The sequence below is a fragment of the Polynucleobacter finlandensis genome (assembly GCF_018881755.1).
Lineage (GTDB): Bacteria > Pseudomonadota > Gammaproteobacteria > Burkholderiales > Burkholderiaceae > Polynucleobacter > Polynucleobacter finlandensis.
Genome location: NZ_JACVPS010000007.1, coordinates 62,580 through 87,488, shown reverse-complemented (window position 1 = coordinate 87,488; position 24,909 = coordinate 62,580). Strand labels below are relative to the sequence as shown.

The window sequence follows — 24,909 nt, the reverse complement described above, 5'->3', positions numbered from 1 at the left end:
GGTCCTGTAATCATGTTGCTTGAGATCATTCACGATACCCACTACTCCTACGATCCCAATGTTGAGATCGCTCAGCACTTTACCCATCTCAAGCCAGCTGCCACGGGAACGCAGGCAGTCATTAGGACTGATGTCCTCATTGATCCCAAACCCGCCTGGCAAGAAGAGCGAGTGGATAGCTATGGCAACATTTGCACCTTCTTCTCACTACAAAATCGACATAGTGAACTATTCATTTCTGCAAAATCTATTGTAGATACGGGTCAAGACCAACAGCATGGCCCCAAGCCTTCTGAAACTCCGCGCTGGGAAGATGTACGTGAGTATTTTCGGTATCACTCCAATACGCACTGGGACCCTGCTTCAGAGTTTTTATTCACCTCTCCGTTTGTCACCTTGCGGCAGGAGTTTGTGGAGTTTGCTAGATCCAGTTTCACCAATAACAAGCCAATCTTAGTCGCTGCTGCCGAACTGACAGAGCGTATCTATAAAGAGTTTCATTACGTTAGTAAAAGCACAGATATCGATACTCCCGCTCATGAGGCGCTCACTAAGCGTGAAGGTGTCTGCCAAGATTTTGCTCATATCCTCATTGCATCACTACGCAGCATTGGTCTACCAGCTAAATACGTGAGCGGCTACATCCTAACTAACCCACCCCCCGGTCAGCCCCGTTTGATTGGCAGCGATGCTTCACACGCTTGGGTATCTATCTATATTCCACAAAGCAATGCTGATGGCACTCTATCTCAAGGGTTCTGGTGCGATCTTGACCCCACCAATAATCGCTGGGGTTATGGCTCTCCTGGTGAGGACTATATTCACCTGGCGCAAGGCAGGGATTACTCGGACGTATCACCGGTGCGCGGAGTGATTCATGGCGGCGCAGACCATGTCATGAAGGTAGCGGTTACTGTTCAGCCCACCGAATAAAGTAGTAAGCTTCTAGCTTTACTAGCCTTATCACTCATGTTTGATCTTTCCCTTTTGGACTTAAGCCTACTTGCCGCATGCGCCCTGCTTGCGGGCCTGATTGACGCGATCATGGGTGGCGGAGGGATGATTCAGGTGCCAGCACTGTTTTCTGTATTGCCAGGTATGGCGCCAGCCAGCCTTCTAGGAGTCAATAAGATTGCCTCGATCATCGGTACCGCTGGCTCAGCAATGCAATACACTCGCGCCAATAAGAGCCCATGGAAGCTGGTGATGATTTCTTCAACGGCTGCCTTTTTAGCTTCTGTTGGCGGCGCCTACCTCGTTACCCAAATACCAAACCAATGGCTACGCAGTGCCCTACCATTCTTCTTGGTTGCCTTGCTCATCTTTAATATCAAATCCAATGCTGGCCTCATTCATGAGCCTCGCCATAAACATCACAAGCAAAATGCGATCGCATCTGCGGGCGCTGGCGTCATTGGTTTTTATGATGGCTTTCTTGGACCTGGTGCTGGCGCCTTTTATAAGCTCTTTTATACAAGAGTCTTAGGCTTTGACTTCTTACGCTCCGCAGCCCCTTCGAAGTTTTTAAACATCGCATCTAATCTGGGTGCTTTGTGTGTCTTCTTCTATATGGGTTTTATTGACTGGAGGCTAGGTATCTTCATGGCTATAGCCAATTTTGCCGGTGGTCAGATTGGCAGCAAGATAGCGATTAAGCATGGCAATAGCTTTATTCGTAAAGCCTTCTTTATTTCTGTAACGGCCTTAACCATCAAAACCTTCTACGACGCATTTCTAAAGTAAATGTTATTAGCCTTTTTCTCCGCCCTACTCCTGACTGTTTATGCTGTCATTCGCTACATTGTTTCTAGCTCGGGAGTCAGGTATCTCGTGGATACCTACGGCATGGATAAACAGAAGTTAGGCAAACTAAAATACAAAGAGATTGCCACTCTTAGAAAAAACATCAATCAACTCCGAAAGCAGAATGATGCTTTTTCTCTTGAAGAGCTTGTTAGAAAATATCGGCCTTAATGGGTTTCTGACGGCTTTGAAAAGAAGCTTTCTTTGAACCACAGCGCTACAGTGACCAAGCCGATCATGATTGGCACTTCAACCAAAGGTCCGATAACAGCCGCAAAGGCCGCCCCAGAGTTGATTCCAAATACTGCAATTGCTACGGCAATCGCTAACTCAAAGTTATTGCTTGATGCGGTAAATGATAGAGTGCAGCAACGCTTGTAATCAATTCCCATTCTCACTGTGACAAAGAAAGTCAGCAGGAACATGATGAGGAAAAAGACTAGGAGTGGAACGGCAATCGTCACTACATCCATTGGCAAGGACAGTATGAGATTTCCTTTGAGGCTGAACATCACCACAATAGTAAATAGCAAAGAGATCAAAGTGATTTTGCCAATGCGTGGAACAAAATGCTCGTGATACCAGTCTTTAGTAACAAATTTAAGCATCACCACCCGAGTCAAGATACCTGCAATACAAGGTATGCCAAGGTAGATAAAGACGCTTTGGGCAATTTGACCCATGCTGACACTCACACTGGAGCCAGCTAAACCAAAATAGGGTGGCAAGATGGTTAAGAAGAAATAGGCATAAACACTAAAAAATAAAACTTGGAAAATAGCATTAAACGCTACCAAGCCAGCAGCATACTCGGTAGAGCCTTTTGCCAGATCATTCCAAACAATCACCATGGCAATGCAAGGTGCAATGCCAATCAGAATCAAACCAGCCATATACTCAGGCCGATCTGGCACAAAGGTAATCGCCAGAAAGAACATCAGGACTGGAGCAATAATCCAATTCATCAAGAAGGCAATTCCAAAGATACGCTTGTCTTTAAATACATCTGGCAAGTCTTCGTAACGCACCTTCGCAAAAGGTGGATACATCATCAAGATCAAACCAATCGCAATAGGAATATTGGTAGTGCCGACCTGAAAGGAATTAATAAAACCCTCTACCCCAGGATAGAAGTAGCCAAGACCAATACCCAAGGCCATGGCGGCGAAGATCCAGACCGTCAAATAACGATCTAGAAATGACAGTTTTTTAGTAAGTGAACTCATGCTTTTGTGTGGATCTCTTTTAAACTCATTGAATCTAATTTGTCTAATGGCATATCTGACATCAAATCGATGCGCTTTTTAAGGCCAATCATGACATCCCTAAATGCCCTGCGCTTTTCTTCATCGCCACCCTGAGCTTGTGATGGATCAGGAAATCCCCAGTGGGCTGTAGCTGGCTTACCTGGCCAAAATGGACAAACCTCACCTGCCGCGTTATCGCACACAGTGATGATGAAATCCATCTCTGGCGCACCTGGCAAACCATACTCATCCCAACTCTTACTTCTGAGATTTTCTTCTGGGTAGCCCAACTCTTTGGCAATCTCAGCAGCAAAAGGGTTAACGGTTGCGCCTGGTGTCGAGCCAGCGGAATAACCAACAAACTTACCGCTAGCGTGAGTTGAGGCAAGCGCCTCTCCCAGGACAGATCTTGCGGAGTTATGGGTGCACAAAAAGAGGATGTTGTATTGCTTCATAGTGATTTAACCTTTTTAAGGGATTTGGTATTGGCACAAGATTTGCCACCACAACAGTTATCCAATAAGAACTCACTGAGGTCTTGAACCAACTTGGCATTAGGGCGATAGATGAGATTGCGACTCTGACGTTCCACTAGCAGTAAGTTCGCCTGAACCAATTCTTTTAAGTGAAAGCTCAAGGTGGCATTCGGAATGCCCAATTTTTCAATGATTTGACTTGGGGTCAGGCCAACATTGCCTCGCTGAACAATCAGACGAAAGACGTTAAGACGGGATTCCTGCCCTAGTGCTAGGAAAGCTGAGATAGCATCTGGATTTTTCATATTTCCAATTATATAGAAATATATATGACAAATTGATGACTGCCAATACAGCCTTTAGGGGGTCTTTTGACCCCCTTAGTAAGACTTACTGTGCTCGGTTTTTCTCAAGCTGGGCATTGACTAGCGTAACCACCTCATCAATAACGGGCAGGCTTTTGCCCTTCTGCTTGGCAATGAGTTGCACCAATTTATCCACCCGCTCGATATTCTTTGCGCCACCAAACAACGCCCTTGCTGCCGAAGAAGGGCTGCCTAATCCATTTGCTGCTGCAGCATACTTTTCAAACGGAACCAAATCCTTGGGATCAGCACCAAGAGAAATGCACAAATCTCTAACCCACGCATAGGTTGCTTCAGATTGTTTGATGTCAGAGTGAACGGCTTCTTTGATTGGACGCATTCCGGCAGCAGTGATGCACCGATAGTTTCCGGAAACCAACATACTCCACTTAGCCAATGGCACAAATACAGAATCGAACACCTTCAACTTCACCGGCAACTCTATCTTTTCACCATCCACTTCAAATCGCACAGCTTCAATATCAGTGGCTATTTGACGCAGCATATTGGTGTGATCTTCAGACTCAAAACGAGCAGCTTTAAAGTTGGTTGGTAAACGCACCTGCAATACGTTGACGCCCTCTTCTGGAGGTCTAAAGGCTTGGGCGTCAGGACTACATAAGGTCATCAATTTTGGATCGAACTTATCCCAGACTTCAGGTGCTGTATAGCAATCACGGTAGTCGTTTGCATTCAGGCTTGGAACGCGTGCTAGATATGGTAATGGCGGCATATTCATAATCGACATGGTTGGAATATGTGTGACTGCTACCGCCTCCAATAGGGCGCGCACAGTAGGAGCGCCATATTGGGGCTCTTGCATAGCCAGCACCACCAAATCAAAGTTGGTTGGATTGACGTTTTCTGGTGTAGCCGCACTAATCTTGCCTGGCAAACCGCGGGAATCAATTTCCACCAAGCCTTCGCGACCCTTAATAGGTAAACGAACGCGTGTGCCCACAGTGTTGATCAGCTCTACTTCTGCCGGCAAACACACTAAGGTTGCGTTATGACCTGCCAAGGCTAATTTAGTAGCCAGTAAAGAACCGTAAGAGGCTCCAAAAATAAGAATATCGAAATGTTTTTTTGAATGGGTTTGCATTTAAATCAAGCCTTAAGCTGATGCCCGGCTTAACTAATGTAAACCACATTAGATCAATCCAGGCTACCGCTCCCCCTGTCCTTGATACCTGAGAGATTCGTACTTAATGGATATTAAGTACTTGCTCCTTCGGTGCATCATTCAATTGAATGATGACTCTCCAGTCGGCGATTCAAATTAAGCAGTACATCTCCATTGGATACCTGAGCGTTCATGGGAGTTTGCGCCTTCGGTGGAGGTTTGACCCTCTCTCTCCTGCTTGGATAAAGTATATCTGCAATGCCAAACAAACTACTGACTCACAAGTCGTAATTGACCATAGTGTTTACCCTAGATGTGCCTTATTGATGATCATACGCACCAGTAGCGGAGACTATAAACATTAGAGTCAAAATAAAAGTGAATGCACCGCTAAATCTAGAGCCTAGCATTCAAGATTACGTTGAATTACGTACTTCAAATGGCTAATGGCGTATTACTTTTTTAACTTTCCAAATGCCGCTGCCATTGCGCTGTTGATTGGCGGAGAACGTCGATCTTCTTGAGGCTTTCTGAGATCTTGAGCTCTTGGAGCCTTAGGCGTATTTGGTCTATTAGGAGATCTTTGCTCTGACTTACCCCCTTGATTTGCTTTGGGGGTCTCATCAGTTAAGCACATGGTAAGTGCGATCCGTTTACGCTTCTCGTCAACCTCAAGCACTTTTACTTTAACTACCTGCCCTGCTTTGACAACGGAGTGGGGGTCTTTAACAAAGGTATTAGATAAAGCGGATATATGCACTAAGCCATCTTGATGTACACCAATATCTACGAAGGCACCAAAGGCAGCGACGTTAGTCACAACCCCTTCTAAAATCATTTCAGGCTTGAGATCGCTGATCTTTTCAATACCATCTTTAAAGGTGGCGGTTGTGAACTCAGGTCTGGGGTCACGTCCTGGCTTTTCCAATTCTTTCAGAATATCCGCGATCGTTGGCACTCCAAATTTCTCATCAGCGTATTTTTCAGGATTTAGATTTTTCAAAATTGCAGTATCGCCAATAACTTCTTTAACGCTCTTCTTGATGTCTTTCAGAATCTTCTCAACCAAAGGATAAGATTCTGGATGCACCGCTGAAGCATCTAACGGGTCATTGCCATTCATAATGCGTAAGAATCCCGCTGCTTGCTCAAAAGTCTTCTCGCCTAAGCGTGGCACACTTCTAAGGTCTGCCCTGGACTTGAACATCCCATTGATATCGCGATAAGACACAATGCCTTCAGCTACAGTCGATGAGAGTCCAGATACTCTCGAGAGTAATGGTGCTGAGGCGGTATTCACATCGACGCCCACTGCATTCACGCAATCCTCAACCACTGCAACCAATGATTTGGCTAACTGTGTTTGCATCACATCATGCTGATACTGGCCAACGCCAATCGATTTAGGATCAATCTTGACCAATTCAGCCAAGGGGTCTTGCAGGCGACGTGCAATCGACACGGCGCCACGAAGTGAAACATCCATGCCGGGAAGTTCTTTAGAGGCGTATTCCGAGGCAGAGTAAACAGAGGCTCCTGCTTCTGAGACCACAATCTTAGTTAGCCTGAGCTCTGGTCTAGCTTTAATCAGATCCTGCGCTAATTTATCGGTCTCACGCGATGCAGTACCATTCCCAATCGAAATTAAGCTTGCTTGATGCTTCTCAGCCAACTTACTGAGGGCGTGCAGTGATCCTGCCCAGTCATTTTTAGGCTGATGTGGATAGATCACATCGGTATCTAGCACCTTACCAGTTACATCCACCACAGCCACCTTCACGCCGGTACGCATACCAGGATCTAAACCAATCGTAACCCTAGGGCCAGCTGGGGCGGCGAGTAGTAAAGCTTTGAGGTTAAGTGCAAACACATGGATTGCCTCTGTATCTGAGCGATCACGAAGTGCGCTCATGAGCTCAGACTCTAGATGCAAGGAGCATTTAATGCGCCAAGTCCAGCGCACGGTGTCAGCCAGCCATTGATCGGCTAGTCGTCCTTCATTTTTGATCTTAAATTGATTGGCAATGCGAGATTCGCAAGGATTATGTGGTGCGTCCCATTTGGGTTTTTCTGCTTCGCTATCCAAGCGAAGATTGACCATCAAGATCTGCTCGCGGCGCCCCCTGAATAACGCAAGCGCACGATGTGACGGAATCGCTTTTATCGGTTCAAAGTAATCAAAGTAATCAGCAAATTTCTCGCCATCTTGCTCTTTGCCCGCAATGACCTTAGATTCCACTACACCATGGTCTTGCAAGTACGCTCTCAATGATTGCACCAAGCCAGCATCTTCAGCAAAGCGCTCCATCAAGATTTGGCGGGCGCCTTCTAATGCAGTCTTCGTATCCGCTACGCCGGGGTTATCACCTTGATCGGACGTGAAGGCTTCTTTAAAGTATTTGGCCGCCTCTAATTCTGGATCTAGGTTGGGGTTTGCTAGTAAATCATTTGCGAGAGGTTCTAAGCCAGCCTCTAGAGCAATCTGTGCCTTGGTACGGCGCTTGGGTTTATATGGAAGATACAAGTCCTCTAGGCGGGTTTTATCCTCTGCCAGCATGATGGCTTTAAGTAACTCGGGCGTCATCTTACCCTGCTCTTGGATCGAAGCAACAATTGTCTTGCGTCGATCCTCTAGTTCGCGCAAATAACTTAAGCGCTCTTCCAGTAGGCGTAACTGCGTGTCATCTAAGCCACCCGTAGCTTCCTTGCGATAACGGGCAATAAAAGGAACTGTAGCGCCCTCATCCATTAAAGCAACTGCAGCGGCTACTTGGGCGGGCTTAGCGGAAAGCTCTTGAGCAAGACGTTGTTCAATCGATGGCAGCATAGTGAAATATTGTGTCTTATAAAAATGTAGAGGTATGGAGCTAAGAGGGTATTGTTTTAGCGCTTTTGTTATTTACTCAGGCACATAGATAAAAGCCACCCGAAGGTGGCCTTTATCTCAACTTCACAGTTGATTACTCGCGTGAAGCCTTCTTACGATCATGCTCTTTCAGGTAACGCTTACGAACGCGAACACTCTTCGGTGTTACCTCAACCAATTCATCATCGCTAATAAATTCCACAGCGTATTCCAAAGTCAAATCCACTGGTGTTACCAGGCGAACCGCTTCATCAGTACCTGAAGAACGCACGTTGGTTAATTGCTTACCTTTAATCGTGTTAACAACTAAGTCATTGTCACGGCTATGGATACCAATAATCATGCCTTCGTATACTGGGTCGCCATGCTTTACAAACATACGACCGCGATCCTGCAATTTCCAAATGGCGTAAGCAACTGCCACACCGTCATCTTGACTAATCAATACACCGTTATGACGCTCACCCAAGATGCCATCTTTAGCAGGGGCATAAGAGTCAAAGGTATGGCTCATTAAGCCGTTACCACGGGTCATGGTCATGAAATCACCTTGGAAGCCAATCAAGCCACGCGCAGGAATACGGTATTCAAGACGAGTGCGGCCTTTGCCATCACTCACCATGTCTTGTAGTTCGCCTTTGCGCTTACCTAAGTCTTCCATCACAGCGCCTTGAGTAGCATCCTCAACGTCAACTGTTAAGTTTTCAAATGGCTCCATCTTCACGCCATTCTCTTCGTGGAATACCACGCGCGGACGTGACACAGCCATTTCATAACCTTCGCGACGCATCGTTTCAACCAAGATAGTCAGATGCAATTCGCCACGACCAGAAACCTCGAAAACAGTATCGTCATCGGTTTCTTTTACGCGCAATGCCATATTGGACTTGAGCTCACGATCTAAACGCTCACGAATCTGGCGGCTAGTAACGAACTTGCCTTCACGACCTGCAAATGGGCTCGTATTCACCATGAAGTTCATGGTTAAGGTTGGTTCATCAATCTTGAGCATTGGCAATGCATCTGGTTTATCAACCGCACAAACCGTTGTACCGATCGCCAATTCATCAATACCGTTAATCAAGGCAATATCGCCAGCAAAAGCTTCGTCAACGATTTCACGCTCAAGGCCTTTGAACTTCAATACTTGATTGACACGACCCTTAAATGGCACGCCATCAGGTCCGTTCATGCAAATGACTTCCATGCCTGGCTTAACGCGGCCACGGTTCACGCGGCCGATACCAATCTTGCCCACATAGCTGTTGTAGTCGATAGAAGAAATCTGGAACTGCAAAGGACCATCAGGATCATCATCACGGACAGGAACATGCTCTAACACGGCATCAAACAAAGGACGCATGTCGCCTTCACGAACATCCTCAGTTGGACCTGCATAACCATTTAAGCCAGATGCATAGATGATTGGGAAGTCGAGTTGCTCTTCAGTAGCACCGAGTTTGTCAAACAATTCAAACGTAGCGTTGATGACGTAATCGCAACGGGCACCTGGACGATCCACTTTATTAATCACAACGATCGGCTTCAAACCAAGGGCTAAGGCCTTCTTAGTCACGAAACGGGTCTGTGGCATTGGGCCTTCAACCGCATCTACCAAGAGCAATACACCGTCAACCATAGAGAGCACACGCTCTACTTCGCCGCCGAAGTCTGCGTGTCCTGGTGTGTCAACGATGTTGATGTGTGTGCCGTCGTATTCAACTGCACAGTTCTTGGACAAAATAGTAATGCCACGCTCTTTTTCCAAGTCGTTTGAGTCCATGACGCGTTCGGTCATTTTTTCATTCGAGCGGAATGTGCCAGACTGGCGCAAGAGTTGGTCAACCAATGTTGTTTTGCCGTGGTCAACGTGGGCGATGATGGCGATATTACGAAGTGCGCGTTTAGTCATGTGAAGCTTCTAAAGTTAAGAATAAGAATTCAGGTTGGAATAAGGTTAATCAGTAAATAAGTCAAATGGGTTTAAGTGGCCTGAGAGATTAAACGCTTTGGGTGTAGTACACCAGAGCGCCAATCAGCAGTACCGATAAAGTTATGCGGGGCAGCAGTTGCGCGATAAATACGCACTAAAGCTTCAATCGATGGCAGATTGAGAGGTACACGTTGACCCATCTCTAAGCGTTTCGCTTGTTGCTCATCCACCGTGAGGTGAGGTAGGGTTTGCAAGAGCGCATCAACCGGCAAGATATAGCTAGAACTATCTTGTAAGCCTTGTTGAATCGACTCCATCGTAAATGACTGTTCAAGGTTTAAGTGACCTACTTCGGTACGGCGCAAACCTACTAGATGAGCACCACAACCAAGGGTGTTGCCAATATCTTCAGCCAACACTCGAATATACGTACCCTTACTACAACTCACCTCTAAGGTCGCTTCCGGCCAGTTGACATTGGTCCAACGGATAGCATGAATCGTGATCTCACGCGGTGCACGTTCTAACTCAATGCCAGCGCGTGCGTACTCGTACAGAGGCTTGCCATCACGCTTTAATGCCGAATACATCGGGGGTACTTGAGTAATCGGACCGGTAAATTTTGGTAACAAAGCATCTAGAGCAGCTTTAATAGCAAGCTCATCAGCAAACGCTGGGAGAGGCAGCTCTTCAATGATTTGACCTTCGGCATCACCAGTATCAGTACGGGAGCCAAACTTCACTTGTGCGATATAACTCTTATCCGCCTCAAGCAAGTCTTGTGAATATTTTGTAGCCTCACCCAAGCAAATCGGGAGAAGCCCTGTAGCCATTGGATCTAATGTGCCAGTATGGCCAGCTTTATCTGCGTTGAATGCGCGTTTCACCGCAGTCACTGCACCTTGCGAGCTCATGCCAGCAGGTTTATCTAATAAAACAACGCCATCGATCCGTATAGACATGAAATTACAGACTCTCGTCTTTACGATCACTATCCACCGCTTGATCAATCAAGCGAGACATTTCAATACCATGCTCAACTGAGCTGTCATAGTGAAAGTGCAAAGTGGGTACGGTGTGAATATGTAAACGCTTGAACAACAAAGAATGTAAATAGCCCGCTTTTTCTTGCAATGCTTTCAATGCATGCTCAGGCTCAGCACCTAAGACAGTAAAAAACACTTTAGCGTGTGCCAGATCAGGCGTGAGCTCAATACTTTGTAAAGTAATTAAGCCCAGACTAGGACTGCGCAACTCACGCGGAATCAGCTCGGCCAGGTCTCGCTGAATTTGATCGGCGAGACGCTGGTTACGATGTGGGCTAGTTTTATGCATTAGCTTTGGAGTCGATGAATTAAAGAGTTCTAGCTACTTCAGTAACTTCGAACGCTTCTAGTTGATCACCCTCTTTGATGTCGTTGTAGCCTTTTAATGACAGGCCGCACTCAACACCAGCACGCACTTCTTTTGCATCATCTTTGAAGCGCTTGAGAGAATCGAGCTCTCCAGTCCATATCACAACGTTTTCACGCAGGAGACGAACGCTAGAGTTGCGTTTAACAACACCATCGAGGACTAAGCAACCTGCAATCGCGCCAACTTTAGATACCAAGAAGACTTGACGGATTTCAACCATACCGGTGATCTCCTCTTTCTTATCAGGAGTCAACATGCCGCTTAAGGCTGCTTTCACTTCATCGACTGCGTCATAAATAATGTTGTGATAACGAATATCTACACCATTATTCTCGGCTAACTTACGTGCCGCTCCATCTGCGCGTGAGTTAAAGCCAATGATGACTGCCTTAGAGGCAACCGCCAAGTTCACGTCGGTTTCAGTAATGCCACCCACAGCTGCGTGAACGATCTGAACTTTCACTTCTGCAGTAGAGAGTTTTTGTAATGATTGTGACAATGCTTCTTGTGAACCCTGAACGTCGGCCTTGATGATCAGAGGTAAGAGTTTTGCTTCAACAGCGCCCTCTTCCATGTTTTCCATCATGGTTTCAAGTTTGAATGCTTGCTGTTTAGCCAACTTCACATCACGGAACTTACCTTGACGGAAGAGTGCAATCTCACGAGCCTTACGCTCATCAGGAACCACTTGCACTGACTCACCAGCTGCTGGCACTTCAGATAAACCTTGGATCTCCACCGGAATGGAAGGACCAGCCTCATTACATGGCTTGCCGTTCTCATCCATCATCGCGCGAACGCGACCATAGGTAGAGCCAGCCAACAACATATCACCACGCTTCAGGGTGCCAGACTGTACAAGTACTGTAGCCACTGGACCGCGGCCTTTATCTAAACGCGCTTCGATTACAAGACCTTGTGCTGGAGCATCTTTAGGAGCCTTGAGTTCGAGAATTTCTGCTTGCAAGAGAACGTTCTCCAACAAAGCGTCGATGCCTTCGCCAGTTTTTGCTGATACAGAAATAAATGGCACATCGCCACCATATTCCTCAGGAACCACTTGCTCAGCAACCAATTCCGTTTTAACGCGCTCTAGGTTCGCATCTGGTTTATCAATTTTATTGATAGCAACAACAATCGGAACGCCACCTGCAACCGCATGGTGAATCGCTTCTTTGGTTTGTGGCATCACACCATCATCAGCAGCCACTACCAAGATCACGATATCCGTTGCCTTAGCACCACGAGCACGCATCGCCGTAAAGGCTTCGTGACCAGGGGTATCTAGGAAGGTAATCATACCGCGAGGTGTTTCTACGTGATATGCGCCAATATGCTGAGTAATACCACCAGCCTCACCAGTTGCTACTTTTGCTGCACGAATCTTATCGAGCAAAGAAGTTTTACCGTGGTCAACGTGACCCATTACTGTCACTACTGGAGGACGTGGCAATAATTCTGCATCATGACCAGCAATACCAAGATCTAAATCAGGATCATCTAATTTGGCAGCATGCGCTGTATGACCCATCTCTTCGACGATGATCATCGCAGTATCTTGATCCAAAATCTGGTTGATCGTCACCATTTGACCCATACCCATCAGAAGCTTGATCACTTCAGCACTCTTCACAGCCATTGCATGAGCTAACTCTGCAACAGTAATGGTTTCTGGTACATGAACATCATGAACCACTTTTTCAGTCGGGACCTGAAAGTTTGTATCAACGTTCGCTTCTGCAATTTGACGTTGTTTTCTACGGCCACCGCCTGAACGCCAACCGCCTACGCCGCCAGAGCTATCACCACGAGTCTTCAGACCACCAGGCTTCTTAGCGCCTTCTTCTTGCCAAGTAGATGAAGTCTCGGCAGACTTGATTGTCTTACCGCCAACTTTGGCAACAACCTTCTTCTTGTCATCGGCACCTTCAACCTTAGCAGGCTTATGCAAGGTACCTTTTTTAGCTTCTTCAGCAGCAACTTCACTTGGCGCCTTCAGAACTCGCGCTGGTGCACTCATCATGTCACGAATCGCTAAAGCCTCAGCTTCAGCAGCGGCACGACGGACACGTATGTCAGTCAATTCTTTTTCTTTGGCAGCTGCTATATCTTTTGAAGCTTTGTCAGCTTGTGCTTTTTTCTCTGCCGCTTTAGCCGCAGCAGCCGGGGCATCATCAGCCTTTGCCTCGACCTCTATTTCTGGAGCTGCAGCTTGTTTTTGGCGCACTTCTTCAGCGGCCTTCATTTCAGCTTCTTGACGAGCCAACAACTCAGCTTGACGTGTTGCTTCGGCCGCGCGCTTCTCTAACTCTTCTTCAGATATTGCGTGTTTAACTGGAGCGGCTTTAGTGGCAACTTTTTCTGGGGCCACTTCTACTTCTGGAGTTTCAGCAACTTTGTCGCCCGCTTTAACCAATACACGCTTCTTGCGAACTTCAACCTGAACTGTGCGTGTACGCCCAGCAGAATCCGCTTGGCGGATTTCAGAATTCTCACGCTTAATCAAAGTAATCTTTTTACGATTACCTGTATCGGCATTACCGTGCTCTTTTTGCAAATGCTCAAGCAGAACAGTTTTGTCCTTTTCGGTAATGCTATCGTCCTCAGAACCTTTTTCGATACCGGCCGCCTTCAACTGCTCTAGGAGGTCTGGCGCGGTACGTTTTAATTCTTTAGCGAGTACTTTTACTGTTGTTGCCATCTACTACTTCCTCTCATGAAGTAAACCAATGTTCGCGCGCTTTCATGATGAGCGTTTTCGCAGTTTCTTCGTCAATTTGTGTCGCCTCAACTAGCTCATCAACAGCCAGTTCAGCAAGGTCGTCACGGGTATGAACTTGATTGTCAGCAAGCTTAGCAATCAACTCCGTTGTCATTCCCTCGAGGGAGCGTAAGTCTTGTGATACTTCGCCAACGCGCTCTTCTTTAGCCAATTCCATGGTTAACAAGGAGTCACGTGCACGAGTACGCAATTCATTTACAGTGTCTTCATCGAATGAATCAATTTCTAACATTTCAGACAAGGGTACGTACGCAACCTCTTCCAATGTGTTGAAACCTTCTTCAATCAAAATATCAGCCACTTCTTGATCCACATCCAATTTATCCATAAACAACTGACGTACAGATGCGGCTTCTTTTTCAGTTTTCTCTGCAGACTCTTCTGGAGTCATGATGTTGATCTGCCAACCAGTCAAGTCGCTAGCCAAACGAACGTTTTGTCCGCTACGGCCAATGGCGATTGCCAAGTTCTCTTCATCAACCACCACATCCATGGCATGACGCTCTTCGTCAACCACGATAGAAGATACTTGTGCTGGCGCTAAAGCACCAATCACAAACTGTGCTGGATCTTCAGACCACAACACGATATCGACAGCTTCGCCAGCAACTTCATTACGCACTGCAGTAACGCGTGTGCCACGAACACCTACGCAAGTACCGATTGGATCGATACGCTTGTCATAAGTAACCACTGCAATCTTGGCGCGAACACCAGGGTCACGAGCTGCACCCTTAATCTCTAATAGGCCTTGTTCCATCTCAGGAACTTCGTTTTCAAATAACTTGATCAAGAAGTCTGGGCAAGTACGCGACAGTTCGATTTGTGGGCCACGCGCTTCACGATCCACTTTAAGGATGTAAGCGCGGACACGGTCGCCTGAACGCAAATTCTCTTTCGGAATCATTTGATCCCGACGTAACAACGCTTCAACGCGACCAGATTCAATAATGAGGCCGTTCTTATCGGCACGCTTAACGGTACCGGTCATGACTTTTTCGCCACGATCAAGGTAGTCGTTCAAAATTTGCTCACGCTCAGCATCACGAATACGCTGCAAGATCACTTGCTTGGCAGCTTGTGCCCCAATACGACCAAAGGCTAAGGATTCAATTTGCTCTTCGATGAACTCGCCAACTTCCATATCTGGAAATTGCTCAAGTGCTTCGAAATGTAAAATTTCTTTGTCAGGCTCTTGCAGACCAGCTTCATCTGGCACGACCAACCAACGACGGAAGGATTCGTATTCACCAGACTCGCGATCGATTGAGACGCGAATATCAACATCTTCTGTTGTATAGCGTTTCTTGGTCGCAGAGGCTAAGGCCATCTCTAGCGCCTCAAACACAATTGCTTGATCAACGTTTTTTTCACGCGCTAGGGCGTCTGCCAACATGAGAACTTCTCGGCTCATGACTTTCTTCCTTTGAAATCAATAACAGGGACCAACCGAGTCTTATCGACCTCGGCTAAAGAAAACTCCAATTGAGACTCGGCGCCATCGGCACCTTCAAACAACAAACCAAATTTCGCATCCGGTGAATTCAATTCACCACTCAGCAAACCTTGCAACACACCACGAAAATTCTTACGGCTGCCAACGGCAACACGCAACTTCATCTCTACTTCCATGCCAGAAAAGCGCTCAAAATCTGCTGCAGACTTCACGGGACGATCTAAACCTGGGGAAGAAACCTCTAAACGCTCATAAGGAATATTTTCAACTGGCAGCGTGTAGCTCAGCTGATGACTTACCTTTTCGCAATCTTCCACGTTAATTAAACGCTCGTAATCGGGGTTTTCAATCGTGACGCGCAGCAAACCTCCAGCTTCACGCTCGATATCCACCAGCGCGTAGCCCAAGTTTTCCAGCTCTGCAGAAATAATCTGCTGATCTTTCACGACACCCCTTCAAGCCAATTTGGCAAAAAAAAATGGGCTTTGAAGCCCATATTCTCAAAAATCAGAACAGGCCGACTTACGTTGATCGCAACATCAGTCGGTAACTACTCACAACAGCAGCAAACTACTGCAGACCAAAATTATAGCCGATTTAGGGGAAAACCGATAGAAATCAGAAGCTTTCGCTTGGATTTCGTGGCTTTCTGGGGCCTTTATTGAATGGTTTGCGCCCTTTCGGTGCACCCCGTTTAGGTCCATTGCCTGGACTTTGTGGGTTTGCGGTCACAAAAGCGGATTGTCCGTGATGGACTTTTGCGCCCTTGCTACGGTTTTGACCCTGACCACCTTGACCACCGCCTTGCCCTGCTCTACCGCCTTGGCCACTGCCCTGACCTGGTCTACCGCCTTGAGTACGACCCCGGAAAGGACCGCGCCCCTCAGCTGAGCCACCGCCAGCAGGTTTACCACCCCTACCTTGATGAGTCAGGCCATTATGGCCATCAGCCATCGTCAAAGCATCGCGCGAACCCCAATAAGACACTGAAGTTTGCATTGGATCAGGCTGGAAATCTTCTCCAGCCACACCTGCATGACGATCCCGACCATGTGAGCCAGGACCTGGACGACCCCTATCTTGAGCCTGAGGCACTTTTAAGCCTGCAGATTTCATGAGATTTGCAACGCCATCGGGAGAAACTTCTTCCCATTTGCCACGACGCAGACGTGGAGGCAATAAGAACATGCCATAACGGGTACGGATCAAACGAGAAACAACGTGACCAACCGCTTCAAACATGCGGCGCACTTCACGATTACGGCCTTCTGTTAAGGCAACCTGATACCAACGATTAGCACCATCACCACCACCCATAGCTAAGCGCAGGAAACGTGCTTGGCCATCATCAAGCTGAATACCGCTCTTGAGTTGCGCAGTATTTTCTTGACTCAATTCACCCAAAATACGCACAGCGTATTCACGCTCGACGCCATAACGGGGATGCATTAAGCGATTTGCTAATTCACCTGAAGTGGTAAATAAGAGTAAGCCTTCAGTATTGAAGTCCAGGCGGCCTACTGCAATCCAGCGACCTTGGCGCGGCTTAGGCAAACGATCAAATACGGTTGGACGTCCCTCTGGATCGGACTGACTCACGATTTCACCAGAAGGCTTGTGATACATGATCACGCGTGGCGGCTTAGTCTGAATCTTGCGGTGGACTTGCTTGCCGTTAATGCGCACTTGATCTGTCGGTCCAATACGCTGCCCAATATGAGCAGGTAAACCGTTCACCGATACACGACCTTGAATGATTAAATCTTCCATGTCGCGGCGTGAGCCCATGCCAACATCGGCTAATACTTTATGAAGCTTAACGGTATCTTCATCATCAGCATCATCATCTAAACCATCTAAATCCGACCAAACTTCATCACGCAAACTCAGAGGCAAGTCATCCACGTTTGCAAATTGCAAACTACTCATCTCATCATCACTCGGCATATCCGCATCTTCGTCGTGACGCACACGCTGAGCACGACGCTCGGCACCGGTCTGATGAGAAACCTCATTCTCATTCACGCCATCGGGATTTTTTGTTTCAAGCGCTTCTGGAGCATCCAAAGCAGCATCGAACTCACCGGACACTACTGAAGCAAACAAAGCCTCACTCTCGGCGGGATTGGGAGCTAATTTTGCTGACTGATTGCCGCCACCTTCTCGAGGACCATTGGTATCGCCGCCTTCTCTACGAGGCTTGTCCTTGTTGAAGGGGCGCTTCTTATTAAAGGGATGTTTGCCAGTACCGGTGCGACGTGGACGACGTTCACCACCCTCGCGACCTTGAGGAGCAGCGCCATCATTGTTTGATGGGCTTGTCTCAGTATTAGTAGGGCTTGCCGATGAAGGAACTACTGGGGATGAATCGTTTTCGTTAGAGCTTGTCATTAATCATTATTTTGTTTCGTCTGTTTTGTCTTCAGACTCAGGGGGAACCTCTTCTATTACTTCTGTTTTTTCTGCACTTGCTTCTTCTGTTACTTCTTGAATAGTTTCTTCAAAGTCGATTTGAATAATCTCTTGACCGTTCTCATCCAGCTCAACCACTGTCTCGACAGTAGCAGTAGGATCAAACTCCATGACCGCCTGCCCCAATTGCTCAGCAGCAGCCATCGGCGCAGAGTCTTCCAAGATTGGCAAACTTTGCAAGTTTGTCAAACTCAAATCATCTAAGAATTGTTTGGTAGTGGCATATAGACCAGGGCGACCGATTGTTTCTTTATGGCCAATCACTTCAACCCAACCACGATCTTCCAATTGCTTCATGACGTTACTACTCACAGCAACACCACGGATCTCTTCAATCTCACCTCGCGTTACTGGTTGACGGTAAGCAATGATTGCTAAGGTTTCCATCACGGCACGAGAATATTTTGGCGGCTTTTCTGGTGTTAAGCGATCTAAGTATTCGCGCATCGACAAACGACTCTGAAAACGCCAGCCTGTAGCGATGTGCACTAGCTCCATGCCTTTGTCGTGCCATTCTTGCTGAAGATCCAATAAAACATCTTCTATCTCTGCACCAACAACATCTTCCGTAAATAATCGGGTGATATCAGTAACAGTGAGTGGCTCCTGCGCGCACAGGAGAGCTGTTTCAATTACGCGCTTGTGGTGATCATCCATAAAATTCGGGCTATCAGGCAATATCCTGATTAGACTTTAATAATGTATTTCAATAATGGGTTTGTGGTGTTATCTAGCTACTACGGACATTCCGTCTCTTTAATTCTGATTAGGGGGCCGTCCGCGCTGAAACGATTTATCTTCGTTCACCGTGGACCCATTATAGGGTAGGCTCAATACAATAGCTATATGCGCCAATTTCCACCTAAAACCCCCATATCCGCCACAGACCTCACAAAAAGACGCCGTTTTTTGAATCTCAGCCTAGGTCTAGGGGCTATTGCAGGCAGTGCAAGCCTGAGTTCTTGCGGGGTATTTACTGGTCACAAGCCCGTTATCGGCCTTGTTCTAGGGGCAGGTGCTGCGCGCGGGTTTGCCCATGTTGGTGTGATTAAGGCGCTTGAGGCCCAAGGAATTCATCCAGATATTGTTGTTGGTAGCAGTGCTGGCAGTGTGATTGCCGCCCTATTGGCTTCTGGTGCCACTGGCAACGATCTCAATCGACTTGCTCTGAATTTAGATGAAGCCACTATTGCGGATTGGGGTCTGCCTTTTGCCGGTCGCTTTGGCGGACTGATCAAAGGTGATGCCCTGCAAAACATGGTGAACCGCGAAGTACAAAATAAATCGATTGAGCAAATGCGTATTCCATTAGGAATTGTGGCAACTGAACTCCAATCAGGCAAAGGTGTTTTATTTAGAACTGGCAATACTGGCTTAGCAGTCCGAGCCTCCTGTAGTGTGCCGGGCGTATTTCAGCCGGCAGTGATTAGCGGCAAAGAATACGTTGATGGCGGATTGGTTGCGCCAGTGCCGGTTAGTTATGCAAGGCAAATGGGCGCTACTCTAGTCATCGCCGTGAACATTTCTTCAGAGCCCGTTCATCAAGATGCCAGCGGAACTTTTGGAATCCTGCAACAAACCATCTCGATCATGCAAAGAAGTATTAATGAGCATGAGTTAAAAACTGCCGATATTGTGATTCAGCCCCAACTCAAACAAATGGGTGGCAGTGACTTCAAATCCAGAAATGCTGCAATTCTGGCTGGAGAAGCTGCAGCACAAGCGCAGATGGCACTAATCAAAGAAAAACTGAAGATATAAGGGCTTATCCCCACAACCTTTGGGGAGACATGGTATATTTCCATACATCAAATTGTAGTTACAATTTGATGTATGGAGATTACCTATGACCAAAGCAAAAACGCAAAGAACATTCAAGAACGAAATATCTCATTTGAAGAAGTGGCAGAGTTCGATTTTGAAACAGCGAAGTTTTCAATCGACGTGCGAAAAAACTATGGGGAACTTCGCAGACGCGCCATTGGTTTCTTGAATACGAGATTACATGCTCTAGTATTTTTAGAAACCACAAAAGGCATTCGAGTCATTAGTTTTAGAAAAGCAAATAAGCGAGAGATCGAAAAGTATGAACAGCAAGCCTAAGATTGATCAGGAAGATTTTGAATGGACTGCTGCTGAGCTAAAGGCAGCTAAAAAATTTGCAGACCTACCAAAATCCTTACAAACAAAATTAGCCTCCCGCAAGTCTAGGGGGACGCAAGTATTGCCGACAAAGATTTCAACAACTATTCGTCTATCCAGCGAGGTGATTGATTCATTTAAAGCAACAGGAGCTGGGTGGCAAACCAGAATTGATCTAGCACTCAAAGAGTGGCTTAAAGAACATGAACTTGCTTCATGAAAAGGTTGACTGATCTTATTCTCAGTCGCAGAACCTTTTAAAGACTACGCGACTTACGCTTGAGGTTCTTGACCTCATTGAGTAGGTCTTGACGCTCTTGATCGCCAAGGTTGTCACTACCGTCTAGGCGACGAGCGCCATCAAAACGTTTATCCCAATACAAGCTGCCTAAGTCATCAACGCGCACACTCGCACCCTTAGATGGGGAGTGAATAAATTTGTTGTCACCGACATAAATGCCGACATGAGAAAAAGTTAAGCGCATGGTATTGAAAAAGACTAAGTCGCCTGGTTGCAACTCTTCACGATTAATGGGTTTGCCAACACGACTCATTTGAGTCGACTTACGCGGCAACAAGAATCCCAACTTATCTTTAAACACATAGCCAACGAAACTGCTGCCATCCAAACCGGATTGTGGCAATTCAGTATCCCAGCGATAGCGCACACCAATCACCACCATCGCTTGATTAATTAACTCTTCAGTTTTTCCGGATACGGAATCTACCAAGCGATCCGACACGCGAGCAAAGTAAGACTTACCTGCTTGGAACATGCTTTCTTTTGGAGCATCTTTAGAAATCTCAACGGGAGCATCTTGTGCAACATCCGCCGCCTGGGTCACAGAAAACGAAAAAGCACAGCCCAATATCAGGCCAAAGCGCACAAGCGTGGCTAGAGACAATGAAAGTGCTGCTTTTTTGAGTGACATCGAACTAGTTTAACAAAGAACCTCTCATTAACCAAGACTTCACTGTAGGGCTAACATCTTGTTTATAAAAGATTTTTTGCGCCAATCAAGGGCATATGCACCAATTTGGACCGGCTATAGGGCAACTTAAGTCAGCTCAGCGGCTGTAAAAAGCTCTTTTGTATACACCTGCCGAGGATTTTTGATCAAGGCCTCGGTCTCGCCAAACTCCACTACTTTGCCGCCTTTGAGCACCATTACCTCATGCGACATGGCGCGGATCACTGCCAAATCATGGCTAATCATGAGGTAGGCCAAGTTGTATTTTTTCTGGAGCTCACTCAATAAAGCCAGAACCTGCTTTTGAATGGAAACATCCAAGGCGGAGGTCGGCTCATCTAAAACCAAAATCTGAGGACGCAAAATCAGTGCGCGAGCAATCGCGATGCGCTGTCTTTGCCCACCAGAAAACTCATGGGGATAGCGGGTTAATGCCGCCCGATCTAAACCCACTTCTCGCAACATATCCAAAACTCTGGACTCACGCTCGGTAGCAGACAGATTCGGAAAATGCACATCTAAACCTTCGGAAATAATTTGCATCACATTCATCCGCGGGGAGAGTGAGCCAAATGGATCTTGAAAGATCACCTGCAAACTGGAGCGCAATGCACGCCGCTCGACAGACTTTAATTTTTGCCAATCATTACCGAGAACATCGACATCACCAGTGACCTCTGCCATAGAGTCGCCAAGCAATCCAAGTACGGCCATACCTAAAGTCGTTTTACCAGAGCCTGATTCGCCAATGACACCAATAGTCTGACCTTGTTTTAATTCAAAATTGACCTTACGCAATACTTGGTGGCGAGGCTGCTTCTTAAACCAGGAGGCTGCTTGGGTAGCTGGATAAGAAACCGACAAGTTATCGGTCTTTAGCAGTACCGGGGCTAAGGGCATCACCGGCGCGATCTCGCGCACAGGCTGACTATTGACTAAAGCACGTGTGTAAGGATCTTCAGGTCGCTCAAAGACCTGTTTGGTTGTCCCCACTTCCATGAGGTTGCCTTGATTTAACACTGCAACCCGATGTGCGAAATGTTTCACTAAATTGAGATCATGGGTAATGAGCAAGATGCCCATGCCGCCATCATCTTTTGCCTCTTCTTGCAATTCTTTTAAGAGGTCCAAGATCTGTAAACGCAGACTCACATCTAAAGCAGTGGTGGGTTCATCCGCAATTAAGAGGCGCGGTTTACAAGCTAAGGCCATCGCAATCATGGCGCGCTGTCTTTGACCGCCAGAGAGCTGGTGGGGGTAAGAATGAAAACGGGTTTCTGGCTCAGGTATACCAGTCTTCTTCAGCAGTTCAATTGCAGCTGACATGCAATCTGCTTTAGAGATCAGTGGCTGATAGACCTGCACTGCTTCGACAATTTGATTGCCAACAGTGAACAATGGATTGAGTGCAGTCATTGGCTCCTGAAACACCATGGCAATCTCACGGCCACGTATCTCACGAATATCCTGGATCGGTAAAGCTAGCAGGTCGATCGGTGTTCTCGAAGTCTGTTTATTCACATCCTCTTTGCCGCTCCACCAAATCCGGCCGGTAACCTTGGCCCCCTCTGGCTCCAATCGCAAAGGTGCCAGTGCGGTCAAGGTTTTTCCTGAACCCGATTCACCGACTAAGGCGACGCGTTCACCAACGCCGATTTCTAAATCAAGATGATGAACGGCAAACTTCTCACGGCGTCCAGATCCAAAGGAAATGCATAGATCCTCATAACGCAACAATGGGTTAAATGACTTAGGAGCTGAACTCATGAGCGCCCTCCACTCATCAAGCCTGATTTACGAGAGTCAAATGCATCCCGTAAAGCCTCACCCATGAATGTCAATAGCAATAGGGTGGCGACCAAAACAACAAAAGTAGAAAGTGAAATCCACCAAGCATCTAAATTGCCCTTCCCTTGAGAAAGTAACTCCCCCAAACTCGGTGTTCCCGGGGGTACACCTAGGCCCAAGAAATCTAAGCTCGTCAACGACAGAATGGCCGCACTCATTCGGAAAGGTAAAAAAGTAATGACTGGCGTCAAGCTATTGGGAAGAATATGACGCCGCATAATTTGGACATTCGTCAAACCCAATGCTCTGGCAGCACGCACATACTCCAAGGCACGATTGCGTAAAAACTCAGCGCGCACATAATCCGATAAACCCATCCAGCCAAAGGCAGCCAACAAAATAATGAGCAGCCAAATACTGGGGTTAAAAATGGAAGCAAAAATAATTAAGAGATAGAGCTCTGGCATGGCCGACCAAATTTCAATCAAGCGCTGCGAAATCAAATCAAACTTGCCGCCAAAGAAGCCCATTAAGGAGCCTGTGATAATGCCGACGCTAACACCAACAATGGTGAGTGCCAGACCAAACAAAATCGATAGACGAAAACCATAAATTAAGCGTGCTAAGACATCGCGCCCACGATCATCAGTGCCAAGCCAGTTATCCCAAGAAGGTGGCGCAGGGTTAGGCACTTGTGAAAAGTAATTGAGTGTTTCGTAGCTATATTGAATTGGTGGATAAATCGCCCAATTACCGTTACTCGTAATGTTCCGACGAATATCAGGATCTAAAAAATCTGTCGGGGTTGCAAAGTCTCCACCAAAAACGGTTTCCGCTTGGTTGTGAGCAATCGGAAAATAGAAGTGGCCTTCATAGCGAACAATCCAAGGCTTGTCGTTGGCAATCAATTCGGCGCACATGCTTAAGCCAAACAGAGTCATAAAGACCCATAAGCTCACATAGCCTGTACGGCTAGCCTTAAAGCGCTGCCAACGACTCATGAACCACCCCCAGCACCAAACTGAATGCGCGGATCGACATAGACATAGCAAAGATCAGAAATGAGCTTGGTGAATAAACCAATCAAGGTGAATAAATACAAAGTCCCAAACACCACGGGGTAGTCGCGACGCATCACTGACTCATACGACAGCAAACCTAAGCCGTCCAATGAGAACAAGGTCTCAATCAATAATGAGCCAGTAAAGAAAGCACCAATGAATGCGGCTGGGAATCCTGTCACCAAAGGCAATAAGGCATTGCGGAACACATGCTTCCAAAGCACTTGTTTCTCTGTCAAGCCCTTTGCTCTGGCAGTCAATACATACTGCTTGCGGATCTCTTCCAAGAAAGAATTCTTTGTCAACATGGTGACGACAGCAAAACTGCCAAGGACAGATGCCGTAATAGGCAGCACCAAGTGCCATAAATAATCCAAGACCTTGCCCATCAAACTGAGATCACTCCAGTTATCAGAGGTCAGTCCTCGCAAAGGAAATATTTGCAAGAAACTACCGCCGCCAAACAACACTAGTAAGAGCACGCCCAACACAAATCCCGGTATGGCATAACCCACCAAGATCATGCTGCTGGTCACAGCATCAAAACGAGATCCATCGCGAACTGCCTTGGCTATCCCCAGCGGAATAGAGACCAAATACGTAATGAAGAAGGTCCACAAACCAATACTGATCGAAACCGGCAACTTAGACACCACTAAACGCCAGACGCTTTCATGTTGGTAATAACTCTGCCCCAAATCAAATGTTGCAAAGCGTCCCAGCATCATGAAATACCGTTCAAGTGGTGGCTTATCAAAACCATAGAGTGCTTTCACTTCTTCTAAGCGCTGAGCATCAACGCCTTGTCGGCCGCGATAGGTAGCGCCCGCACCAGAAGACTCTGAGCCCCCTACTGAGGCATTGCCTTTACCCTTCAATTCCAGAACCATTTGCTCTACTGGACCACCAGGTACAAATTGCACCACGGCAAAGGTCAAGGTTAAAACACCCAACAAGGTTGGGATCATTAAGAGCAGACGCTTAAAGATGTAGGAGCGCATTTGTCCT

General features: G+C 46.9%; 23 protein-coding genes and 1 riboswitch. Of the genes, 6 read left to right on the top strand and 17 right to left on the bottom strand.

The genetic code is table 11. The features are described 5' to 3' along the window. Positions 1–12 precede the first annotated feature (12 nt). The 3 genes from ICN49_RS06415 to ICN49_RS06405 are packed head-to-tail and all read left to right on the top strand — an operon-like array spanning position 13 to position 1,974. A complete protein-coding gene (locus tag ICN49_RS06415) occupies positions 13–933 on the top strand; it encodes a transglutaminase family protein (protein ID WP_216166852.1) in 921 nt (306 codons plus the stop codon). 36 nt (positions 934–969) lie between these two features. After that, positions 970–1,743 carry a sulfite exporter TauE/SafE family protein gene (locus ICN49_RS06410; RefSeq protein WP_216166851.1) on the top strand — a complete coding sequence of 258 codons (774 nt, stop codon included), beginning with the start codon at positions 970–972 and terminating at the stop codon, positions 1,741–1,743. Next, positions 1,744–1,974: a hypothetical protein gene (locus ICN49_RS06405; RefSeq protein WP_216166850.1), complete on the top strand. Its 231-nt coding sequence runs from the start codon at positions 1,744–1,746 to the stop codon at positions 1,972–1,974. Here the strand turns inward: ICN49_RS06405 and arsB are convergent. The 13 genes from arsB to scpB all read right to left on the bottom strand — a co-directional run bounded on the left by arsB (position 1,971) and on the right by scpB (position 18,596). Then, positions 1,971–3,029 (bottom strand): ACR3 family arsenite efflux transporter, encoded by a 1,059-nt coding sequence (gene arsB / locus ICN49_RS06400; protein ID WP_216166849.1) that lies wholly within the window; start codon positions 3,027–3,029, stop codon positions 1,971–1,973. The genes ICN49_RS06405 and arsB overlap by 4 nt on opposite strands. Beyond that, on the bottom strand, positions 3,026–3,505 hold the full coding sequence (locus tag ICN49_RS06395; protein ID WP_216166848.1) for an arsenate reductase ArsC: 480 nt from the start codon (positions 3,503–3,505) through the stop codon (positions 3,026–3,028). Before ICN49_RS06395 ends, arsB begins: the two co-directional genes overlap by 4 nt. Beyond that, positions 3,502–3,831, bottom strand: coding sequence for an ArsR/SmtB family transcription factor (locus ICN49_RS06390; RefSeq protein ID WP_216166847.1), 330 nt, complete (start codon positions 3,829–3,831; stop codon positions 3,502–3,504). Before ICN49_RS06390 ends, ICN49_RS06395 begins: the two co-directional genes overlap by 4 nt. A gap of 85 nt (positions 3,832–3,916) precedes the next feature. Continuing rightward, positions 3,917–4,993: a ketopantoate reductase family protein gene (locus ICN49_RS06385; protein ID WP_216166846.1), complete on the bottom strand. Its 1,077-nt coding sequence runs from the start codon at positions 4,991–4,993 to the stop codon at positions 3,917–3,919. A 65-nt stretch (positions 4,994–5,058) separates the two neighbouring features. After that, positions 5,059–5,169: riboswitch (glycine riboswitch) on the bottom strand. Positions 5,170–5,468: 299 nt separating this feature from the next. Further along, positions 5,469–7,841: a Tex family protein gene (locus ICN49_RS06380; RefSeq protein WP_216166845.1), complete on the bottom strand. Its 2,373-nt coding sequence runs from the start codon at positions 7,839–7,841 to the stop codon at positions 5,469–5,471. A gap of 133 nt (positions 7,842–7,974) precedes the next feature. Then, entirely contained in the window at positions 7,975–9,792 is a 1,818-nt protein-coding gene (gene typA / locus ICN49_RS06375; RefSeq protein ID WP_216166844.1) for a translational GTPase TypA, read from the bottom strand. Between the two features lie 71 nt (positions 9,793–9,863). Next, complete coding sequence (gene truB, locus ICN49_RS06370; RefSeq protein ID WP_216166843.1) at positions 9,864–10,775, bottom strand: tRNA pseudouridine(55) synthase TruB; 912 nt, start codon at positions 10,773–10,775, stop codon at positions 9,864–9,866. Positions 10,776–10,779: 4 nt separating this feature from the next. Continuing rightward, positions 10,780–11,148: a 30S ribosome-binding factor RbfA gene (rbfA, locus tag ICN49_RS06365; RefSeq protein ID WP_216166842.1), complete on the bottom strand. Its 369-nt coding sequence runs from the start codon at positions 11,146–11,148 to the stop codon at positions 10,780–10,782. 19 nt (positions 11,149–11,167) lie between these two features. Beyond that, positions 11,168–13,930 carry a translation initiation factor IF-2 gene (gene infB, locus ICN49_RS06360; RefSeq protein WP_216166841.1) on the bottom strand — a complete coding sequence of 921 codons (2,763 nt, stop codon included), beginning with the start codon at positions 13,928–13,930 and terminating at the stop codon, positions 11,168–11,170. A 13-nt stretch (positions 13,931–13,943) separates the two neighbouring features. Beyond that, positions 13,944–15,425, bottom strand: coding sequence for a transcription termination factor NusA (gene nusA / locus ICN49_RS06355; RefSeq protein WP_216166840.1), 1,482 nt, complete (start codon positions 15,423–15,425; stop codon positions 13,944–13,946). Next, positions 15,422–15,913 (bottom strand): ribosome maturation factor RimP, encoded by a 492-nt coding sequence (gene rimP, locus ICN49_RS06350; protein WP_216166839.1) that lies wholly within the window; start codon positions 15,911–15,913, stop codon positions 15,422–15,424. Before rimP ends, nusA begins: the two co-directional genes overlap by 4 nt. A 172-nt stretch (positions 15,914–16,085) precedes the next feature. Further along, positions 16,086–17,858: a 23S rRNA pseudouridine(2605) synthase RluB gene (gene rluB / locus ICN49_RS06345; protein ID WP_216166838.1), complete on the bottom strand. Its 1,773-nt coding sequence runs from the start codon at positions 17,856–17,858 to the stop codon at positions 16,086–16,088. Between the two features lie 6 nt (positions 17,859–17,864). Continuing rightward, the gene (scpB, locus tag ICN49_RS06340) at positions 17,865–18,596 is read right to left on the bottom strand and encodes an SMC-Scp complex subunit ScpB (RefSeq protein WP_216166837.1); all 732 of its coding nucleotides are present in this window, start codon (positions 18,594–18,596) and stop codon (positions 17,865–17,867) included. Between the two features lie 189 nt (positions 18,597–18,785). Between scpB and ICN49_RS06335 the strand changes: the two genes are divergently transcribed. The 3 genes from ICN49_RS06335 (at position 18,786) to ICN49_RS06325 (ending at position 20,301) form a co-directional block, all read left to right on the top strand. Next, positions 18,786–19,700: a patatin-like phospholipase family protein gene (locus ICN49_RS06335; RefSeq protein WP_439650852.1), complete on the top strand. Its 915-nt coding sequence runs from the start codon at positions 18,786–18,788 to the stop codon at positions 19,698–19,700. A gap of 72 nt (positions 19,701–19,772) precedes the next feature. Further along, positions 19,773–20,042 (top strand): BrnT family toxin, encoded by a 270-nt coding sequence (locus ICN49_RS06330; protein WP_216166836.1) that lies wholly within the window; start codon positions 19,773–19,775, stop codon positions 20,040–20,042. After that, the gene (locus tag ICN49_RS06325; protein WP_216166835.1) at positions 20,026–20,301 is read left to right on the top strand and encodes a BrnA antitoxin family protein; all 276 of its coding nucleotides are present in this window, start codon (positions 20,026–20,028) and stop codon (positions 20,299–20,301) included. The genes ICN49_RS06330 and ICN49_RS06325 overlap by 17 nt, the downstream gene beginning before the upstream one ends. A gap of 37 nt (positions 20,302–20,338) precedes the next feature. Here the strand turns inward: ICN49_RS06325 and ICN49_RS06320 are convergent, their stop codons facing one another. From ICN49_RS06320 to ICN49_RS06305, 4 genes are all read right to left on the bottom strand, one after another. Next, a complete protein-coding gene (locus ICN49_RS06320) occupies positions 20,339–21,013 on the bottom strand; it encodes a C40 family peptidase (protein ID WP_216166834.1) in 675 nt (224 codons plus the stop codon). 126 nt (positions 21,014–21,139) lie between these two features. Continuing rightward, entirely contained in the window at positions 21,140–22,819 is a 1,680-nt protein-coding gene (locus tag ICN49_RS06315) for an ABC transporter ATP-binding protein (RefSeq protein ID WP_216166833.1), read from the bottom strand. Continuing rightward, on the bottom strand, positions 22,816–23,841 hold the full coding sequence (locus tag ICN49_RS06310; protein ID WP_216166832.1) for an ABC transporter permease: 1,026 nt from the start codon (positions 23,839–23,841) through the stop codon (positions 22,816–22,818). The genes ICN49_RS06315 and ICN49_RS06310 overlap by 4 nt, the downstream gene beginning before the upstream one ends. Next, positions 23,838–24,902: a microcin C ABC transporter permease YejB gene (locus ICN49_RS06305; protein ID WP_216166882.1), complete on the bottom strand. Its 1,065-nt coding sequence runs from the start codon at positions 24,900–24,902 to the stop codon at positions 23,838–23,840. Before ICN49_RS06305 ends, ICN49_RS06310 begins: the two co-directional genes overlap by 4 nt. Between the last annotated feature and the right edge of the window lie 7 nt (positions 24,903–24,909).

Excerpts from the sequence above, each read along its gene's own strand:
- ICN49_RS06330 (WP_216166836.1), top strand. The coding sequence starts at position 19,773 with ATGGAGATTACCTATGACCAAAGCAAAAACGCAAAGAACATTCAAGAA.
- ICN49_RS06310 (WP_216166832.1), bottom strand. The coding sequence starts at position 23,841 with ATGAGTCGTTGGCAGCGCTTTAAGGCTAGCCGTACAGGCTATGTGAGC.
- infB (WP_216166841.1), bottom strand. The coding sequence starts at position 13,930 with ATGGCAACAACAGTAAAAGTACTCGCTAAAGAATTAAAACGTACCGCG.
- ICN49_RS06385 (WP_216166846.1), bottom strand. The coding sequence starts at position 4,993 with ATGCAAACCCATTCAAAAAAACATTTCGATATTCTTATTTTTGGAGCC.
- scpB (WP_216166837.1), bottom strand. The coding sequence starts at position 18,596 with ATGGATGATCACCACAAGCGCGTAATTGAAACAGCTCTCCTGTGCGCG.
- ICN49_RS06405 (WP_216166850.1), top strand. The coding sequence starts at position 1,744 with ATGTTATTAGCCTTTTTCTCCGCCCTACTCCTGACTGTTTATGCTGTC.
- ICN49_RS06380 (WP_216166845.1), bottom strand. The coding sequence starts at position 7,841 with ATGCTGCCATCGATTGAACAACGTCTTGCTCAAGAGCTTTCCGCTAAG.
- ICN49_RS06415 (WP_216166852.1), top strand. The coding sequence starts at position 13 with ATGTTGCTTGAGATCATTCACGATACCCACTACTCCTACGATCCCAAT.
- nusA (WP_216166840.1), bottom strand. The coding sequence starts at position 15,425 with ATGAGCCGAGAAGTTCTCATGTTGGCAGACGCCCTAGCGCGTGAAAAA.
- ICN49_RS06395 (WP_216166848.1), bottom strand. The coding sequence starts at position 3,505 with ATGAAGCAATACAACATCCTCTTTTTGTGCACCCATAACTCCGCAAGA.
- ICN49_RS06315 (WP_216166833.1), bottom strand. The coding sequence starts at position 22,819 with ATGAGTTCAGCTCCTAAGTCATTTAACCCATTGTTGCGTTATGAGGAT.
- ICN49_RS06305 (WP_216166882.1), bottom strand. The coding sequence starts at position 24,902 with ATGCGCTCCTACATCTTTAAGCGTCTGCTCTTAATGATCCCAACCTTG.
- truB (WP_216166843.1), bottom strand. The coding sequence starts at position 10,775 with ATGTCTATACGGATCGATGGCGTTGTTTTATTAGATAAACCTGCTGGC.
- arsB (WP_216166849.1), bottom strand. The coding sequence starts at position 3,029 with ATGAGTTCACTTACTAAAAAACTGTCATTTCTAGATCGTTATTTGACG.
- ICN49_RS06325 (WP_216166835.1), top strand. The coding sequence starts at position 20,026 with ATGAACAGCAAGCCTAAGATTGATCAGGAAGATTTTGAATGGACTGCT.
- ICN49_RS06335 (WP_439650852.1), top strand. The coding sequence starts at position 18,786 with ATGCGCCAATTTCCACCTAAAACCCCCATATCCGCCACAGACCTCACA.
- rluB (WP_216166838.1), bottom strand. The coding sequence starts at position 17,858 with ATGACAAGCTCTAACGAAAACGATTCATCCCCAGTAGTTCCTTCATCG.
- rbfA (WP_216166842.1), bottom strand. The coding sequence starts at position 11,148 with ATGCATAAAACTAGCCCACATCGTAACCAGCGTCTCGCCGATCAAATT.
- ICN49_RS06390 (WP_216166847.1), bottom strand. The coding sequence starts at position 3,831 with ATGAAAAATCCAGATGCTATCTCAGCTTTCCTAGCACTAGGGCAGGAA.
- typA (WP_216166844.1), bottom strand. The coding sequence starts at position 9,792 with ATGACTAAACGCGCACTTCGTAATATCGCCATCATCGCCCACGTTGAC.
- ICN49_RS06410 (WP_216166851.1), top strand. The coding sequence starts at position 970 with ATGTTTGATCTTTCCCTTTTGGACTTAAGCCTACTTGCCGCATGCGCC.
- ICN49_RS06320 (WP_216166834.1), bottom strand. The coding sequence starts at position 21,013 with ATGTCACTCAAAAAAGCAGCACTTTCATTGTCTCTAGCCACGCTTGTG.